We start from the raw sequence: 18,749 nt of genomic DNA on the forward strand, positions 1-18,749 counted from the left end.
CTCCCTGTTATGCCCGAATCCGCTGCTGCCCGCTGGAAACTGGTGCTCGGCTCTGCCGCTGACGCCGACAACCAAACGCCCTTCTCGCCCGACTACCAGGGCATGGACCAGGTGCTAACCGCCCTCTACGATGAGCAGGAAGGCAAAGAACGCAAAGCCGGCCTTGGTGGCTCAGCGCCGCGCGTCAGCCGCTGGCTCGGCGACATCCGTACTTACTTCCCCTCCGACGTGGTAGCCGTCATGCAGCGCGACGCCATGGACCGCCTAGGCTTGCAGCAGCTCCTGATGGAGCCCGAAATCCTGCGCACCGTACAAGCCGACGTGCACTTGGTGGGCACGCTCCTATCGTTAAGCCGGGTGATGCCGCAGAAGGTGAAGCACACGGCCCGCGAAGTGGTGCGCAAAGTGGTGCAGGAGCTGGAGCAGAAACTCTCGAACCCGCTGCGGCAAGCCGTGCAAGGCGCCCTCAGCCGGGCTGTGCGCAACCCCCGCCCCCGCTACCGCGAAATCGACTGGGGCGCGACTATTCGGGTGAACCTGAAGCACTACCAGCCAGCCCAGCGCACCATTATTCCGGAGCGGCTTGTGGGCTTCGGGCGGCGCGGGCAGGCGCTCAAGGAAATCGTGCTGTGCCTCGACCAGAGCGGCTCGATGGCCTCGTCGGTGGTGTATGCGGGCGTGTTTGGGGCGGTACTGGCTTCAATTAAAGCCGTGAAAACGCACATGGTGGTGTACGACACGTCCGTGGCAGACCTTACCCAAAACCTCCATGACCCGGTAGACATCCTGTTTGGCGTGCAGCTGGGCGGCGGCAACGACACTCCCCTAGCGTTGCGTTACTGTGAGCAGCTCATTACTCGCCCCACCGATACCATTCTCATTCTAATCAGTGACTTGTACGAGGGCGCTGGCGAGGCCGAGATGATTAAGCGGGCCGCGGCCCTCAAAGCAGCTGGCGTAACGGTGGTGGTACTGCTGGCCCTGAGCGACGACGGCACCCCCAGCTTCGACCGTGGCGCGGCAGAGAAAATGGGGGCCTTGGGCATCCCCAGTTTCGCCTGCACGCCGGCAAAGTTTCCGGAGCTGATGGCGGCGGCCATTCAGGGACGGGAGTTGAAGGTATGAGGTGAAATACAGTCTTCGCTTTGCGGCCCGCTGAGTTACCCCATCATGCTTAGGTTCAGCAACCTATTATGTTATGGTGGAGGCTAGGCAAATGGCAGTGAAATGCTACTAGAGTCGCACGCAACGTAACAGCCAAAAGCTAGGGCAGAGAGTGTACATTCGCCTTTAAGCCCATGCTTTTGCCGCTCCAAGCCTCTATGAAACCTGCTGCTCTCCTCTTTGCCCTGCTCTTGTCTTCCGTCGTGCAAGCCCAGAACCCTCCAAGCAAAACCACCCTCTTCGACGCAGGATGGCGCTTCCACCGCGGCGGCGCGCAGGGAGCCGAAAAAGCAGGCTTCAACGACGCCACGTGGAAACCCGTGGACCTACCCCACGACTGGAGCATCGAGGACCTACCGGGCACTGCTTCTCCCTTCAACCCCGATGCCATTAGCCAGGCCAATGGGGGCTTTACCACCGGCGGTACGGGCTGGTACCGCAAAACCTTTGTGCTACCCGCCACGCAAAAAGGCCAACGCATCCAACTGCAGTTCGACGGCGTGTATATGAACGCGGAGGTCTGGGTGAACGGCCAGTCGATGGGGCCGCATCCTTACGGCTACACCAGTTTCTGGTACGATGTGACCGACAAAGTGAAGTTTGGAAGCCCTAACCTGGTGGCGGTAGAAGTGAAAAACGAAGGCCAGAACAGCCGGTGGTATTCGGGTTCGGGCATCTACCGGCACGTGTGGCTTACGGTGCAGGGGCCGGTGCACATTGCCCAGTGGGGTACGTTCCTGTCTGCCCCGCAAATCACGGCCGCTTCGGCGCAAGTGCAAGCGGAAACCGAGGTGGTCAATCAGAGCAGCCAAGCCGCCCAGTTCACGCTCCTTACGCGCCTGCGCAGCCCCCAGGGCCAGGAAGTGGCCCGCACCGAAACCAAGCAAACCGTAACGGCCGGCGCCACGGCCACCGTACAACAAACGCTGGCCGTGCAGACGCCCGAGCGGTGGTCGGTGGACAAGCCCGCTCTCTACACCGCCGTAACGGAAGTCTACCAGGGCAAGCAGTTGCTCGACCAAGCAGAGACGCGCTTCGGCATCCGCACCATTTCGTTTGACACGCAAAACGGGTTTCGCCTGAACGGCCAGACCATGAAGCTGAAAGGCGGGTGCTTTCACCACGACAACGGCCCCCTGGGGTCGAAGGCGTACGACCGGGCCGAGGAGCGCAAAATCGAACTGCTGAAAGCCAGCGGCTACAACGCCATCCGCTGTTCCCATAACCCGCCTTCGCCGGCCTTACTTGCCGCCTGCGACCGGCTGGGTATGCTCGTCATCGATGAAGCCTTCGACCAGTGGCGCGAACCCAAAAACCCCTACGACTACAACCTCTACTTCGATAAGTGGTGGCAAACCGACGTGGCCAGCATGGTGCGCCGCGACCGAAACCACCCGAGCATCATTCTGTGGAGCCTCGGCAACGAAATACCCGAACGCAGTAAACCCGAAGGCGCCAAAACCGCCCGCCAGCTAGCCGACTTCATCCGCACCCTCGACACCAGCCGCCCCATCACGGCTGCCGTTAACGGCCTCGCCCCCGATAAAGACCCGTTCTTCGCCACCCTCGACGTGGCCGGCTACAACTACGCCGCCGGCGGCGACCATCACCAACAAGACGTTTACGCCCAAGACCACGCCCGCGTGCCCAACCGGGTGATGTACGGCGCAGAAACCTATCCGCTTGAAGCGTTCGACAGTTGGATGAAGACCCTAGATCATCCGTACGTGGTGGGCGACTTTGTGTGGACGGCCGTGGATTATATCGGCGAAGCCAGCATTGGCTGGCTCGGCTACTGGCAATACCAATCGTTCTATCCTTGGAACCTAGCTTTCTGCGGCGACATCGATATTTGCGGCTGGAAACGTCCGCAGTCGTTTTACCGGGATGCACTGTGGAAAGAGAATCAAGTTTCGCTCTTCGTGAAGCCTCCCACGCCTTCTTTCCCCACCAACCCCAACAAGGAAGAGTGGAGCAAATGGGAGTGGCGCGACGTAGTAGCCGACTGGAACTGGCCGGGCCAGGAAAACAAGCCCCTGACCGTGGAAGTGTATTCTTCCTGCGAACAGGTGGAGTTGCTGCTCAACGGCAAGAGCCTCGGCACCAAGCCCACCAACCGCTCCACCCAGTTCACCGCCACCTGGACCGTGCCCTACCAAGCGGGCGAGCTGAAAGCCATTGGCCGCAAGGGTACCAAGCAAGTGGGTTCCGCCGAACTACGCACAGCCACCCAACCCACCCGCCTAACTCTCGCCGCCGACCGCACCACCATCAAAGCCGATGGCCAAGACCTAAGCTACATCACCGTGGAGCTAACCGATAGCAAAGGCGTCCGCAACCCCAAAGCGGAAAACGTCCTCAAGTTCCAATTAACGGGCCCCGGCACCATCATTGGGGTCGGCAACGCGAATCCTATCAGCACTGAGAGCTACCAACGCCCCCAGCGCAACGCCTGGCAAGGACGGGCACTGGTTGTGGTAAAGTCCAGCGAACAAGCCGGCAAACTCACCCTCCGAGCCACTGCGGAGGGCCTACCAGCCGCCGAAGTGACTATCGAAGCCCGTTAGGCTACTGCACCCTAAAGAAAGGGTCTGGGCAGCTTGCCCAGGCCCTTTCCTTAGCTGGATGTAATCTACGCAAACGTCACCACCCATACCCATTCGTTTCGCTCCCAAGCCGTAGGATAAATCGAGTTGAGCAGGGCACGAAAAGCGGCGACTGGGCTGTCGTACCACCGGTAGTGGCCAGGCACATCCGGGTCAGGCTCCACTCCACCCCACTGCAGGTGGCCAGCCACTTCCCGCTCTTGCACGCCTTCTGCCAGAGCATCTGCATCTGTGAGGTTACGGACCTGCTCTGCACGAATTGACTTTACTTTTATCACGAGGGACGCGTCTTCCTGAACTTGTAGAAGCTCTCCAGGCCGGCCAAAGGGGCAAGGGATACGAGGTAGCCAGCCGGGCGAATCAGGCTGGGTGCTTTCGAATAGCGCTCCTTCCTCTCCTAAGCTATGGTAGCGGTACCAATTGGGGTGCAGTTGCAGGGGTAGATGGGGCGCGAACCGCCGGCGGGTAACCGTTTTATAACCTGCCTGCACCGCCGCTAGCATGGCGGCATTAAAGGAAATGACACGCATAACTTCAGTGTGTAAACTGTTGGTACTATTGCCTCCGTGGGCAAACCTCAAGGAGTGCATGGTGCGATGGTAAGAGGCAATTGCCCCGCTAACTTGGCATAATCCTTCGTTCCTGCTGCCCCACCCGGCTTATCTGTCAACAGTAACAGGTAGCGGCTGCAACTGAAAAGCAAGCCACGCTGCTGCCTAGCAGCTATTGCCAATGCACAGGAGAGTACCGCTTTGTATAAAACTATTATTATATCTTATCTTCCGCTTGTGCTGTCTGAGGCAGGTTTTTCACTTCCCTGCTGCTTATCACCTACCACAATTCACCCGAACAAGTTGGCTTCTACCGTGCGTAACTTCTTTGTTTCCAACGCTAACAGTAGTTGACCCAGAGATACCTTTCATCCTACCTTTTCAGTACCTACCGATTCCGAATTAATCCGTTGCCTATGAAACTTCCATTACCCTTTAATGCCGCTTTTGTTGTCGTGCTGTCTCTGTTGCTGCTTTCTGCTTCGGCTGAGGCTCAGCAGCGCCCCAAACAAGGAAAAGCCCCCAAAGGCACGGCCGTAGTGTACGACACCGCATTGTACAATGGGCTACGGTGGCGCTCCATTGGGCCCTACCGCGGTGGGCGGGCCGGCACCGTTACGGGCGTGCCCGGCAATCCCAACTTGTATTACATGGGAACGGCTGGAGGCGGGGTGTGGCGCACAACCGATGGCGGCGGCACCTGGGGCAATATATCCGACCGCTACTTTGGTGGCTCGGTAGGAGCCGTGGCCGTCAGTGAGTCAGACCCGAACGTGTTGTATGCCGGCGAGGGCGAGCAAACCGTACGCGGCAATGTATCCTCGGGCTTTGGCGTGTGGAAGTCGCAGGATGCGGGGCAGACGTGGGTGCACGTGGGGCTGAAGGATTCGCGTCATATCGGGCGCATTCGCATCCACCCCAAAAACCCAGATATTGTGTACGTAGCGGCGATAGGCAACCTGTATGCGCCCAACGAAATGCGTGGCGTATACCGCACGAAAGATGGTGGCAAGAACTGGGAGCGGGTGCTCTTCGCCAGCAAAGAAGCGGGTGCCGTAGACCTGCTTTTAGACCCGGCCAACCCACGGATTCTCTACGCTAGCACCTGGAACGTGCGGCGCACGCCCTACAGCTTCTCCTCCGGCGGACCAGGCTCGGGGCTGTGGAAAAGCACAAACGGGGGAGATACATGGCAGGAGATTTCCCGCAACGAAGGACTCCCAGTTGGCACGTTGGGCATCATAGGCGTGGCGGTTTCGCCGGTAAACTCCAGCCGAGTCTGGGCGCTGGTAGAAGCGGAAAAGGGCGGCTTGTTCCGTTCCGATGACGGAGGGATGCACTGGCAGAAGCTCTCAGATGATCGGAACCTGCGCCAGCGAGCCTGGTACTACACGCGCCTGTATGCCGACCCTAAAGATGCCGAGATACTCTACGTGCTGAACGTGTCGTATCATAAGAGCAAAGATGGGGGCCGCACCTTCCAGGCCGCGGATGCTCCGCATGGCGACCACCACGATTTGTGGATTGCGCCCGAAAACCCGAACCGCATGGTAATGGCCGACGACGGCGGCGCCCAAGTCAGCACAGACGGGGGCCTGAACTGGACCACGTACCACAACCAACCTACCGGTCAGTTTTACCGGGTGGTAACCGACAACCATTTTCCGTACCGCATCTACGGGGCGCAGCAGGACAACTCGACGGTGCGCATTCCTCACCGCACAACAGGGCAGGCCATTGAGGAACGCGACTGGGAACCAACCGCCGGGGGCGAGAGTGCTCACCTCGCCGTCGATCCGTTGAATCCTGATATCGTATATGGAGGCAGCTACGACGGATTTCTGTCCCGAGTGGACCATAGTACCCAGCAGGAGCGCACCATAGACGTGTGGCCCGACAACCCCATGGGGCACGGCGCCGAGGGCATGAAGTACCGGTTTCAATGGAATTTTCCCCTGTTGTTTTCCCCGCACGACCCCAAAAAGCTGTACACGGGCTCCAACCAGTTGCACGTCACGACCAACGAAGGTCAATCATGGGAAATACTTAGTCCTGACCTGACGCGCAACGATCCAAAAACGCTAGGGCCCTCGGGCGGCCCCATTACCAAGGACAACACGGCTGTGGAATACTACGGCACCATCTTCGCCATTGCCGAATCTGCGGCCGAGAAAGGCGTTATTTGGACGGGCTCCGACGATGGCCTACTGCATATAACCCGCGACAACGGCAAAACCTGGGCGAAAGTGCAACCCAAGGGCATGCCCGAGTGGATCCAGATCAACAGCATCGATGCGCACCCAACCCTCAAAGGAGCTGCTTATGTAGCGGCCACGCTGTACAAGTCTGGCGACTTCCAACCGTATCTGTACAAGACCACCGACTACGGACAGACCTGGACAAAAATCACCACTGGCATTCCCGCTACGCATTTCACCCGCGTCATACGCGCCGATCCTAAACGCCCAGGACTGCTCTATGCCGGCACGGAATACGGCATGTATATCTCCTTCAACGATGGCAAGCACTGGCAGCCTTTTCAACTGAACCTGCCGCCGACCCCCATCACGGATCTTACCCTTAAGAACGACAACCTGATTGTGGCTACCCAGGGCCGAGGGTTCTGGCTGCTCGACGACGTAACGCCCCTGCACCAGCTCAGTGCGGCGGTGGCCACCAGCAAGTTTCACTTATACACTCCCACGCCAAGCTACAAAATGGAGGGCCGGGGCACCGCCACAATTCCCGCAACTGCGGGCCAAAACCATCCAGGGGGCGTTTTGCTGTACTACTACTTGGCTGAAAAGCAGGATTCGACCAGTGCTATGAAACTGGAAATTCTGGATGCGAATGGCAAGCTGATTCGCACATTCGCCAACACCGACCGGGACCTGAAAGGCAAAACCCTCACGAAAGAAGAAAGAGCCAAGGCGAAAAAAGAACTACTGCCCACCCGCAAGGGACTGAACCGCTACGTGTGGGACCTGCGCTACCCCGACGCCAGCCAGTTTGAAGGACTTATTCTGTGGGGTGGCGGAACCCAAGGCCCGAAAGCCGTGCCGGGCACCTACAAAGCACGCCTGACGCTAAACCAGCAGACTCAGGAAACCACCTTCACGGTACTCCCCGATCCGCGCAGCAAAGCCACTCCCCAAGACCTTCAGGCGCAGTTCAGCTTCTTGCAAGAAGTGCAGCAGAAGCTTACTGAAACCCACGATGCTATCCGGGATATCCGGACCATTCGCGGGCAGCTCAGTACCATTACGGGGCCGTTGAAAGACCACGCAAATGCCAAGGATGTGCTGGAACTAGCGGGAGATATCGAGAAAAAAATCACTCAGATCGAAGAGGTGCTGTACCAGACCAAAAACAAAAGCGGCCAAGACCCCCTGAACTTTCCCATCCGACTGAACAACAAACTAGCCAACCTGGTCGGTCAGGCCAGCACCGGCGATTATCGGCCTACGGAGCAGGCCATAGCAGTTAAGAAAGAAGTGACAGAGCAAATAACTCAGCAACTCACGCAATTCAAAACACTTAAAGAGCAGGAAATTCCGGCCTTGAATAAGCTCATTCGGGACAAGAATGTGGATGCCATTACGCTACCCAAGCCGTCCCCGCCCCCCGCGTCCAGCAGTCTGTAGGCTGGCGGTCTTGCTCCCTTCCGAGCGTAAGATGGGCCAGCGCTTACGGGGCCTTACCGAGCCCTGGCTTATCTGAACGGCGCAAGAATATGTAAGTAAAGCGCAAGAATTGGGCGTTCAACTAGGATGGGTTGGAAGACCTTTGGGGCAGCCAAACGGAATCAATTTATACCCTCTTCCTTTATGCAACCCCTCACTTCCAACTCCCTGGATACCTACTCCGACGAGCAATTACTTAAACACCTACCCGGCTTTACCAACCACTACGCGACCGTCAACGGCGTACGGCTTCACTACGTGGAAGGCGGCCAGGGTCCCGCATTGGTATGCCTGCCGGGTTGGCCACAGACTTGGTTTTCCTATCACCCTATTGCGGCGGAACTGGCTCAACACCACCGGGTCATCATCGTTGATATTCGCGGTATGGGCAGCTCCGACAAACCCGCCACCGGTTACGACAAAAAGACCATGGCTCAGGATATTTACGAGCTGCTGCGCTACCTGGGGCTGGAGAAAGCTTCGCTGCTAGGGCACGACATTGGGGGCATGGTAGCCGCCAGCTTTGGGTTCAACTACCCGCAGGCTACCGACAAACTTATCTTGGCCGACGGAGCGCACCCTAGCGAAGGCATGCGGCAGATGCCCATGTTGCCAGCCCCCGGGGCCTTTGCCGATAAAATGGACGGGCAGCAGCCCTATGTATGGTGGATGGCCTTCAACCAGGTGAAGGAATTGCCCGAGCAACTGCTGGCCGGACGGTTTGAATACCTCTTGGAATACCTGTTCCGCTACGTGATGCTAGACGAGAGTCGGATGTCGGCCTTCGATCGGGCGGTGTACGCGGCCGTTTACAACCAGCCCGAGAATATTCGGGCGGCCAATGCCTGGTACCAAGCGTTGGAGCAAGACATTGCCGACGCCAACACGTATGAACGTCTTTCCATGCCGGTGCTGGGTATTGGAAGCCACGTGTCGTACAGTTATCTACAGATGAGCTTGCCTTACATGGCCGAAAACGTCGAGGTAATCGGTATTCTGGACAGCGGCCACTATATGTTCGAGGAAAAACCAGCCCAAGTACTAGCCGCTGTTTTAAGCTTTCTGCAGCCGTTCGCCAACTGAAAAAGTAGCGTCCGAGAAACAAGGGGAGCATAGTCAAGCTCCCCCTGTTTCTCGGACGCTACTTTTTCTTTGGTCAGTTAATTCCTTATACGGTCCTACCGTTCAGCAGGACCGTTTTTTGTGCTTCAGGCACCGGCGGGAGCGACACAAGCAAGTGATGAGGCAGCCACTTCCTTTGCGCACTGTTGGCCTCACCGACGATATACCTACTGGGCTGGAACCAACCTCAAACAACTTGATAGCAAGGACTTGCAACCTGCCCCATCAATGTATCACATAACCTGGCCACCTAGCTGGCGCTTCAAGCATTGGTAGGCAACGTGTATGTTCACTTAACAACGTACCCCTCAAGCAAGCGAAGATTTCTACTGGCTATCCAACTGAAACCGCTCGAAGGTGGCAGTGGCGGCAACGGGGCCGTGGGCTAGCACGCCGACCCGTATGCCCCGGTCCCAGGGCGGCAAGTACGTGCCGTTAATGGCCGCAGCACCGGCGGCGGGCATGGCCTGCCAGGTTTTGCCGTTGTCGGCGCTGTAATCGAAGCGAAACTGGTTGCCGCTTTCAGCGCGCATGCGAAAGGTTAGGGTTGAGGCGGTGGGCAGTTTCATTTCACTGATCGTTTTCTGCTTGCCTTTTTCCAGTTGCCAGAGTTGCAACTTGCCCCCGCCGGCTGTCAGGGCCAATGTATTTTCCGGGTCGCCGTGAGCAGCAATGCCGGCTACGGTGCCAGCAGGTAAGGTGCCGGGGTTCAGGAGCGTAGTAGTGGCGGTGTAATCGGCGGTAGTGGTATGCTGGCCCAACACGGCGCCGCTGTGTTGCGGACGGGCAGTGAGTTGCAGTTGACCGCTGCGCACTGCTACTGTAGGCCGCTCTTCCACTGGCCACTGCCACGATGGCAACAACGTGGGGCCATCAAATTCGTCGTTTAGGTCGCGAGCAGCTGCTGCGGGAGCAGGATTGGTGGGTACGGAGCCACCGCGGAACTCGGGCCAACCGTCGGCGTTCCAGGTGAACTCGCTGAGTACGCCTTGGCGGCCCACAAACTCGAAGCTGCGGGTGTCGTAGGCGTGGTGCAGCATGTACCACCGGTCGCCACGGTTGAACACGGTACCGTGACCGGGGCAGGCCCACTTGTCGTTTTTGGTGAGAATGGGGTTCTTCTCGTACTTCTCCCAGGGCCCGAGCAGGCTCTTAGCTCGCGCAATCCCGGTGCCATAGGTGCACGTATGCCCGCAACAGCCATTGGCGGCATAAAAGGCGTAAAAATAGTCGTTGCGCTTGATCATCGACACGCCTTCCACGAGGTTGCCTTCCCAGGGCGCCGTATTGCGAAACAGCTCTTTTTTCTCGCCCAGCAAGGCCGTGTGCTCGTCGTTGAGGCGTTGCGCCCAGATGGGGGTTGGCAGGTTGCGGCTGTTGCCATCTTCCTTCCAAATCAGGTACAGCTCACCTTTCTCGTCGCGCATCGGGAAGCCATCAATCGAGCCAACCTCCTGCCCTACTAATGGGCCCAGGTCGCGGTACGGGCCAGCGGGGCTATCGGCCACGGCCACGCCCACGGCCAGGTTGCCGCCTTTCTTGTGGGCGGTGTAGTAGATGTAGGTTTTGTCGCCTTCCTGGCTGATTTCGGGCGCCCAGAAATAGTAGTCGGCCCAGTCGGGCAGCTCATTGGGAAACACGTGGCCCGCCAGTTCCCAATCGGTTAGGTTGGTTGACTTCAGCAGCGGGAACACCGGCCCCCAGTTCGACGAGGTAGCCGTGGCCCAGTAGGTGTCGCCTACTTTGGTGATGGATGGGTCGGGAAAGTCGCCGGCCAGTACCGGGTTGACAATGGAAATAGCAGGTTCATCTGCTTCCGCTTTTGCTTCGGCGGTGTCGGAAGTAGGCGTGCTGACGGAGGTAGTCTTGGTATCCTGGCAGGCCCCGAGCATCGTCAGGGACAGGCCTAGCACAAGGCAAGTGGTTTTGCTTAACGCCATAGAGGGCAACGGTTACGGGGTAGGTTGAGGGGGTGGAACGGTTGTTTCGGGCTTATTCGCCGGCGGGCTCGGGCAATGGTACGCCAATTGGCACGGGCGAATCGAAATTGGGTGTGCCATCGGGGTTCCAGGTGAACTTCTGCATCCGGGGGCTGCGCGCATCGCCGCACCCTTTGTTGGGCTCGGCGTTGGCGTGGTAGAGAATCCAGTCTTCCTGCCCGTTTTTCGACTTGAAAAACGTGTTGTGTCCTGGCCCATAGACCTTGTTGGCCGGGTCTTGAGAGAATACAGGCTGGCTGGATTTCGTCCAGGCAGTAGGGTCCATGGGGTCGGCGGTGCTAGAGGCCGTGAGCAGGCCCAGCGCGTAAGCATCGGTGCTACAATGGCTGGCCGAATACACCAAGAACGTTTTGTCGTTGTGCTTCAGCACTTCGGGGCCTTCGTTCACCTTAGGGTCGCCCATGGTTTCCCAGGTGAGTTGGGGGCGGCTAAGCTGCACCCGCGGCCCGGTCAGGGTCCAGGGGTTGCTCATCTGGCAGATGTAGAGGCGTTGCTCCACCGAGGCCGGCTCCTGCCCCGACCACACCAAATACCGCTTGCCGTTCTGCTCGAGGATGGTGCCATCAATGGCCCACAGGTCCTGGCCGGGCACCGCAATTTGGCCTTTCTCCACCCAGGTACCCGTGGTGGGGTCGGCGGCGGCGTTTTCCAGCACCCACATGCGCTGGCCGCCACAGCAGTTGCCGGGGCCCGCCGTGAAATACACGTACCATTTGCCATCGAGGAAGTGGATTTCCGGAGCCCAGATGTCCCGGGAGGTAGCCCCCGTGGCGGGCGGCGTCCAGATTACCTTGCTCGGCGCCGACCCTAACTCCGACATCTTCGCCGTTTTCCACAAGGTCAGGTTGCGGCCCGTGGTGTGCATGTAGTAGTAGAAGCCATCCTTTTCGTACACCCACGGGTCGGGGCCGGACGCGAGTAGCGGGTTGGTGTAGGTGGTAGTGGGCGTAACGGGCCCAGTGGGCACGGTGGCGGATGGATTATTTTCTTTGGCGCAAGACCAAAGCGCGACGAGCAGTGCCGCGGCTAGGGATTTATAAAGCGGGTTGGGAAGCATGGCAGGCAGAGGCAGGCAGACAAGTTCGACAAAGTAAGCTAAACAACGAGTTGAGCAGGCTACCACTGAACTAAACAGCCGCCCCGACCAGGGCCGGAGCGGCTGCCAAGTAAGGTGAGCCCGCAGTAGGTTTACCAGTTATCGTTTTGCGTGAGCTTGTTCAAATCGACTTCCGACTGTGGCAGTGGCAGCAAGCGCGAGCGGTCCACCCGGAACGTATTGAAGTCGGGGTCACGCGCCTTCAACTGATCAACACTAGTTTGGTTGTCGAGCAGGCCCCAGCGCTGCAAGTCAAACCACCGTACGCCTTCACCCGTCAGCTCGGTAATGCGCTCATGCATGAGCTGCATCCGCAGGCTTTCGCGGGTGAAGCTAGCCGTCAGGGGGGCCAGACCCGAACGTTCGCGCACCTGGTTGATAAAGGGAATGGCTGCGGCCGTCTGGCCCTGTTCGTTGAGGGCTTCGGCGTGTAACAGCAGCACGTCGGCGTAGCGCAGCACCCGCTGGTTGATAGGCGAGTCGAAGTCCTCGAACGTCCGATAATAATCAGTCTGGTACTTGCGCCAGTACACGCGGGCGCGGTTACGGGCGTCCTTGCCGTAGCGGGTCAGAAAGCCAGTGCCATAGGCCAGCGTATCGGCATCGACGGGCAGGGAACTCGCAAACTGGGTCTGGTCGAGGCGGTTATAGAACACTGTAGCGGCCAGGCGCGGGTCGCGCTGCCCGTTGGCGGCGGGTTCCCGCAGAAACTCGCGCACCACCCAAGGCCGAACTTCGCCATCGTTGAAACCGAAGCCCGGCACGCCCCAGAACTGCGAGCGTTGCCCGCCCTGCGACGAGGTGGCATCGGGGCCGCCACCGGAGTCGTTGCCGCCTTTCTTCTCGTCGGAGAACTGCACTTCGAAAATGGATTCCGGGTTATTTTCAGTGGTATGCCGGAAGTTGCTGGTATAAGGGACGCCCTCTACCCGGTATAGGTTTGAGTTGATTACCTGCGCAAACTGCGTCTGCGCATCAGCCCAGCGCTTGTTTTGCATGTAGGCTTTGCCAAGCAGCGTAGTGGCCGCGCCTTTGGTGGCCCGCCCGGCATCGGTCGCCGGATACGTAGCGGGCAGGTCGGTTTGGGCAGCTTGCAGGTCACTGATGATTTGGTCCCACACTTGCGCCTCGGTGCCCTGTGGGAACGACTGGTTCAGGCCGGTGGAGTATTGCAGCGCCAGCGGCACTTTGCCGTAAAGCGACACCAGGTTGAAGTACGACAAGGCTCGCAGGAACTTGGCTTCGGCCACAATGCGCTTCTGTAGCCCCGCGTCCATGCCCTGAATGGTAGGCACCCGGTCGATTACCTGGTTGCAGCGGAAGATAGTGCGGTAATGGTCGCGCCAGATGTTGTTCGACACCTCGAAGTCGTAGTTCACCTGAATGAAGTGGGTGAAATCGGCCAGTTCGCCCCAGGGGCTTTGACTGAAGCCGGTATCGTCGCGCAAATCGAAGGCAAAGTTGAGCCAGCGGCGGTACATGCCCAGGCCTTGCAAGCCCGCGTAGCAGGCCACAGAGCCTTTCACGGCATCGTCGGAAGTTTTCCACGACAGTTCGGTGAGGGGCAGGTTGGGGTTGGACTGATCGAGCAGGTCTTTCTCGCAGGCCGTGGCGCTCAGCAGCAACGTGCCTGCCAAGCTTAGCCGTATTAGGAAAGTATTTTTCATGTCAATGACTGATTGAAAAGTAGAAATTGAGGGTGGCGCTTGGATTGGAGCGCCTACCTTTTGACAGGTTTAGAAACCTGCCTGAATGCCCAGCGTGAAGGAGCGCAGGTTGGGGTAAGAGCCTTCATCTACGCCACGAGCCAGGTTGTTGCCGATGGTGTTGAAGGCGCCGCTGCCCACGGTTTCGGGGTCGTAGCCGGTGTAATCGGTTATGGTGAACAGGTTTTGGGCGGTGGCCACAACGCGCAGCGAGGCCACGTATTTGGTGCGCTCCAGCGCTGCTTTAGGCACTGAGAAGGCCAATTGCAGGTTCTTCAGGCGCAGGTACGAACCGTCCTCCAGCCAGCGCGTCGAGTTGAAGCGGGCGTTGCTACCAGCGGCATCCGCGTTCTGCGGGCCGCCCGACTTGATGGCCCGCGGCGTGGTGGTGGAGGGGTTGGTGGGCGTCCAGGGGCTGAAGTCAGCGCGGTAGTTGCTGTTGTCCGCAGTGTTGTCGGTCAGGAAGCGGGACAGGTTCATCACGTCGTTGCCTTGCACGCCCTGGAAGAAGGCAGTCAAATCGAAGGCGCCGTAGCCTACGTTTAGGTTCAGGCCGTATTGCAGCTTGGGGAATACCCGGCCCACGTGGGCGCGGTCCTTATCGGTGATATTGCCGTCGCCGTCGAGGTCCTTGTAACGCACGTCGCCTGGCGCCCGCCCCGCTGGGATATTGGTTTCACCGGTCTGATAGATGCCGTCGAATTGGTAGAGGTAGAACGAGCCGATTTCGTAGCCCACTTCGGTGCGAGTGATGTCGCGGGGGCCGCCATTAAAGAAGTTGGGCGCGCCACTTCCTTCCGCACCGGTGGTGCCCAGATCGAGCACGGTGTTTTTCAGCGTGGTTAGGTTAGCCGTGACGCCGTAGCGGAAGGGTTGGCGGTTGTCGCTGTAGCCCAGCACGGCTTCCAAGCCCTTGTTTTCAAGCTTGCCTAAGTTGCGGTAGGGGTTGTCGCCGGCGTTGCCCAACAGTAGTGGTACGGGCGGGTTGATGAGCGCATTGTTGGTTTGCGACACATAGTAATCAGCCGATAACGTCAGCCGATCTTCCAAAAAGCCAATGTCGAAGCCCACGTTGGTGGTGCGGCGGTCTTCCCACAGAATGCCTTCGCTGGCGTAACCGGTTTGGATGGCTCCGTTTTGAATCACGCCGCCCAGCACGTAGTTGGCATTGTTGTTAAGAAAGCCCTGCGAAACGTAGGATCCGCCGTAGGCCCCACTAAGCAAGTCGTTGCCAAGGCGGCCGTAAGAAGCCCGAAGCTTGAGGTCGGAAATAGCGGCAACACCCTCAAAGAAGCTTTCTTTCGACACTCGCCAACCTGCGGAAGCCGCACCGAAGTTGCCCCAACGCCTGCCCTCCTCGAAGCGCGACGAACCGTCGCGGCGGAACGCAGCCGTCAGCAAGTAGCGCTGGTTGTAGTCGTAGGTAGCTTGCGCAAAAAACGACTGTTTGCCCCACACGTACGATGTGCCAATGGCCTGGGGCGTTGTGGTACCGGCGCTTAGCTCCCAGAAATAGTTGGGGCCGGTGCCGTATCCGAAGTTCACGCCCCGTGTGAAATCCTGCTGAAAACGCTGCTGGCTGTAGCCGCCTACCACCGTCAGATTATGGTCGCCGAAGCTCTTATCGAAAGTCAGCGTGTGTTCGGCCATGCCGAAGAATTCGTTGCCCTGGTTTTCGCCGAAGTTCGACAGCTGGGTGATGTCATTCTGCCGCCAGATACCGTACTTCCGCTTCTGCTGGTCGTGGAAAGCGTGAAACTCGGTGGCCAAATTGAGGCGGTAGCGCAGGAAATCGAAAATATCCACTTCGCCGTACACGTTGCCCTGCAAGCGGTTGGAGGTACCCGTGTCGTTCAGCAGATTTTGGGAGGCAATAGGGTTGAGTCCAAATGTGCTGGCGTTGCCATTGCCGATGCCAAAGCCGCCTGCCACCGTGGGGTCGTACACGGGGTTGACGGGCAGCATCTGCACCACGTTGTAGAACGGCGAGCCGTAGTTGGGAATGACGTTTAGGCGCGTTTGATTGGTGCGCGAGAGCATGGCGTTTTCGCCGAACCGGAACCGCCCGCGGGTAAAGCCGGTGTTTACCCGGAAGCTGTAGCGCTCAAACTTCGGCCCTTGCACCGTGCCCGTCTGATTGAAGTAGCCCCCCGATACATTGAAGGTTGAGTTTGGCCCCCCGCCCGAAAAGCCTAGGTTGTAATCCTGAATCGCGCCCTGCTTGAAAAACTCCTCCTGCCAGTCGGTATCAATGCCGGGCAGGGTGGCGGCGTAGGGCTGACGCGTCAGTCCGGCATTTTCATACGCCTGGTTGTTGATGGTTGCCCACTGGGCCGCGTTCATCAAGTCGAGGCGCTTTACCAGGTTTTGCACCCCGGCCGTGGCATTGAAGTTGACAGCCGTAGTGCCGGATTTGCCTTTCTTGGTGGTGATAATAATCACGCCGTTGGCACCCGAGGCACCGTACGGGGCCAGTGCAGCCGCGTCTTTCAGCACCTGCACCGACTCCACATCGGCGGGGTTGAAGTCGCGCTGGCCGCCTTGGCTTTGCACCCACAGCCCGTCTATCACATAGAGCGGACCACTGCCGCTGGCAATGGTACCCAGCCCTCGGATGTTGATGTTGGGCGCCTGCCCCGGCTGTCCGGAGTTGGTGACCTGCACGCCTGGCAAGCGGCCCTGAATAGCCTCACCAACCGACGCAACTGGGGCCCGGCGCACGTCCTGGGCACTCACAGTGGCTACCGAGCCGGTTACGTTCTGGCGCTCCTGCGTGAGGTAGCCCACTACCACTACCTCGTTGAGGGCTTTGGCGTCGGGGGCCAAGGGCGTGTCGATGGTGGTGCGGCCACTCACTGGAACTTCTTTGGCCGTGTAGCCTACGTAGGAAAACACCAGCGTCGCATTATCGGGTACCCCCGCGAGGGTGTAGCTACCGTTGACATCAGTTTGCGCGCCGTTGGAGGTGCCTTTTACCAGCACGTTTACGCCGGGTATGCCCTCCCCTTTCTCGTCGGTCACGCGGCCGGTCACGGTTATGTCGGGAAGCGGAGTTGCTTCGGAAGAAGCCGCTGACCGTTCGTTACTAGTAGAAGGGGTTGCTGCCACTGCCAAGGGCAGACAGCACAGCAAAGCAGGCAAAGCGTAGCGCTGAGGCTTAGGTACGGGGTGTTTCATGGGAATTTTGAATTGGGTTATAGAAAGAAATCAGCACTCAGGTGCAAACGATTGGGGAAAACGCATTGACATAGGTAAAGGCAAAAACAAAAGAAGAAAAAGACAACTTGTACGTTTTCCCTCTCACCACGCACTCAACCGCACGCACTACCGTGGAGCTTCGGGAAGCTAGCTCAGTCAGACGCGTCCAATGTAGCGGTTTTCACTTATTTATTGTGCTTAGATGATGTTTGCTGGTATTTAAATACTAAATCGCAGACGCACCTTGGCCCTACTTGGGCGGTCATTGGCAAAGGCCGGCGAGCACGCCACCGAATGCTAACCTTTCTAGGTAGCTAAATCATATATATTTTTTCATATTTGTGCGAATAGTTGAAAATGAACCCTCTTTTATTTACACATTTTCAATTTACTGTTCCATCCGCTGCATTTCTGTACAGTAGCCGATTGTAGCAGAACAGTATTTCTAGCTTTACTTAGCGCACTTTCGTTGTAGCCCCTCATGACTCCTAGCTCCTCGCCTTCCCGCCGGTCTTTTCTGCGTACCACTGCTTTAGGGCTCGTTTCTTTGCCTCTGCTGCTAGATTCCTGTACTAGCGCGCCAGCCAAGGAAGCCACCTACACCAACCCGGTGTACCCACACTCCTTCCCCGACCCATTTGTGCTGCAGCACGAAGGCCAATACTATGCTTTCGGCACCACCGGCCAAGGCCGCACCAGCCCCGATAACCGAATCTTCACGGTTCTTACTTCCCCCGACTTGGTGACCTGGAAGCCAGCAGGCGGTGCCCTAGTGCCCCCAGTGGGTGCCGAGGGCGCCGACTTTTGGGCGCCGGAGGTGGTCTTTCATGAGGGCACATTCTACATGTACTACTCCATGGGCGGCGGCGCCATAGCCGCCACCGTGGGCCACCGCCTGCACGTGGCAACCAGCAAAAATCCGGCAGGGCCCTACGAAATGGCAGCTCTGCTTGATGTGCCCGAAAGCAAGTTCACCATCGACGCCCACCCCTACCGCGACACCGACGGCCAGTGGTACCTATTCTACGCCCGCGACTTCATCGACACCGATAACGGCTACCTCCCCGGCACCGGCCTGGCGGTGGATAAGCTGGTGGGAATGACGCGCCTGGCCGGCGAGAGCCGCACCGTCATGCGGGCCCGCCACCCCTGGACGGTGTTTGAGAAGAACCGCACCATGCCGCTCTACGACAACCGCACCTTCGCCGAATGGCACACCCTGGAAGGGCCTTTCCTGCGGCGCCACGAAGGCAAATACTACTGCTTCTACAGCGGCGCCAACTTCCTCACCGACCGGTACGGCGTCGATTACTGCGTGGCTGACTCCATCCTCGGGCCCTACTCCGACGCCGGTGCCGAAAACGGCGCCCGGGTTTTGCACCAGGTACCCGGCAAAGTGCGCGGCCCCGGCCACCATTCCCACACCATGGGCCCCGATGGCAAAACCGAGTTTCTGATCTACCACGCCTGGGACAAGGGCATGAAAGAGCGGCAGCTCTGCATCGACCGGCTGGATTGGACGGCGCAAGGCCCCCGTGCTGTGGGCCCCACCTACACGCCGCAGCCGCAGCCATAGCGGGGCAGAGCAAGACAACCACCCACGGTACGCCCTAGCCCAAGTCG

Annotated in this window: 10 protein-coding genes; 5 read left to right on the top strand and 5 right to left on the bottom strand. The window is 58.8% G+C overall.

Going from position 1 to position 18,749, the window contains the following annotated elements:
- Window positions 1–9: 9 nt before the first annotated feature.
- Both MTX78_RS11865 and MTX78_RS11870 read left to right on the top strand, forming a co-directional pair.
- Window positions 10–1,125: a VWA domain-containing protein gene (locus tag MTX78_RS11865; RefSeq protein ID WP_243794106.1), complete on the top strand. Its 1,116-nt coding sequence runs from the start codon at window positions 10–12 to the stop codon at window positions 1,123–1,125.
- A gap of 197 nt (window positions 1,126–1,322) precedes the next feature.
- Complete coding sequence (locus MTX78_RS11870; RefSeq protein WP_243794108.1) at window positions 1,323–3,731, top strand: glycoside hydrolase family 2 TIM barrel-domain containing protein; 2,409 nt, start codon at window positions 1,323–1,325, stop codon at window positions 3,729–3,731.
- Between the two features lie 65 nt (window positions 3,732–3,796).
- On the opposite strand, the gene MTX78_RS11875 is transcribed toward MTX78_RS11870, so the two are convergent.
- Complete coding sequence (locus MTX78_RS11875) at window positions 3,797–4,300, bottom strand: hypothetical protein (protein WP_243794118.1); 504 nt, start codon at window positions 4,298–4,300, stop codon at window positions 3,797–3,799.
- 437 nt (window positions 4,301–4,737) lie between these two features.
- On the opposite strand from MTX78_RS11875, the gene MTX78_RS11880 reads away from it, so the two are divergent.
- Entirely contained in the window at window positions 4,738–7,965 is a 3,228-nt protein-coding gene (locus MTX78_RS11880; protein ID WP_243794119.1) for a WD40/YVTN/BNR-like repeat-containing protein, read from the top strand.
- Window positions 7,966–8,148: 183 nt separating this feature from the next.
- On the top strand, window positions 8,149–9,087 hold the full coding sequence (locus tag MTX78_RS11885; protein ID WP_243794121.1) for an alpha/beta fold hydrolase: 939 nt from the start codon (window positions 8,149–8,151) through the stop codon (window positions 9,085–9,087).
- Window positions 9,088–9,452: 365 nt separating this feature from the next.
- Here MTX78_RS11885 and MTX78_RS11890 read toward each other — a convergent pair whose 3' ends face one another.
- From MTX78_RS11890 to MTX78_RS11905, 4 genes are all read right to left on the bottom strand, one after another.
- Window positions 9,453–11,066, bottom strand: coding sequence for a family 43 glycosylhydrolase (locus MTX78_RS11890; protein WP_243794123.1), 1,614 nt, complete (start codon window positions 11,064–11,066; stop codon window positions 9,453–9,455).
- Between the two features lie 52 nt (window positions 11,067–11,118).
- Entirely contained in the window at window positions 11,119–12,183 is a 1,065-nt protein-coding gene (locus tag MTX78_RS11895) for a glycoside hydrolase family 43 protein (protein WP_243794124.1), read from the bottom strand.
- Between the two features lie 131 nt (window positions 12,184–12,314).
- The gene (locus MTX78_RS11900; protein WP_243794126.1) at window positions 12,315–13,889 is read right to left on the bottom strand and encodes a RagB/SusD family nutrient uptake outer membrane protein; all 1,575 of its coding nucleotides are present in this window, start codon (window positions 13,887–13,889) and stop codon (window positions 12,315–12,317) included.
- Between the two features lie 69 nt (window positions 13,890–13,958).
- The gene (locus tag MTX78_RS11905; RefSeq protein WP_243794128.1) at window positions 13,959–17,105 is read right to left on the bottom strand and encodes a SusC/RagA family TonB-linked outer membrane protein; all 3,147 of its coding nucleotides are present in this window, start codon (window positions 17,103–17,105) and stop codon (window positions 13,959–13,961) included.
- Window positions 17,106–17,607: 502 nt separating this feature from the next.
- Between MTX78_RS11905 and MTX78_RS11910 the strand changes: the two genes are divergently transcribed.
- Complete coding sequence (locus MTX78_RS11910; protein WP_243794129.1) at window positions 17,608–18,702, top strand: glycoside hydrolase family 43 protein; 1,095 nt, start codon at window positions 17,608–17,610, stop codon at window positions 18,700–18,702.
- Window positions 18,703–18,749 lie beyond the last annotated feature (47 nt).

It is taken from the genome of Hymenobacter tibetensis, assembly GCF_022827545.1.
GTDB classification, from domain to species: Bacteria; Bacteroidota; Bacteroidia; order Cytophagales; family Hymenobacteraceae; genus Hymenobacter; species Hymenobacter tibetensis.